Annotated in this window: 1 protein-coding gene; it reads left to right on the forward strand. The window is 60.1% G+C overall.

Features of this window, described 5'->3' with window-relative positions:
• Nucleotides 1-288 (forward strand): hypothetical protein (locus E1189_RS01700; protein WP_196221003.1); only part of this gene is annotated, 288 nt, incomplete at both ends.

Here is a 288-nt window from a genome sequence, read left to right on the forward strand (position 1 = left end):
AGCGTCATTGCTCCTCTGGCGGTGGGATTTCAGCAAGCTGACCGAAGCGAAGGTGGCGCCACAGGGACAGGTGGTGTTCCGCTTTCCCTTGCACCGGACATCGCGGCTGCTCTGGCAGTGAGAGTTAAACAGGCTGAACGTATCGAAGGTGGCGCCGCAGGGACAGATGGTGCTCTTCTGCCCCTTACACCGGGCATCTCTGCTGCCCCGGCGGTGAGATCTAAGCAAGTTGGCCGAAGCGAAGGTAGCACCGCAAAAGCAGATGGTGTTCCGTTTCCCCTTGCACCG

This window comes from Parendozoicomonas verongulae, assembly GCF_009711465.1.
GTDB lineage: Bacteria > Pseudomonadota > Gammaproteobacteria > Pseudomonadales > Endozoicomonadaceae > Sansalvadorimonas > Sansalvadorimonas verongulae.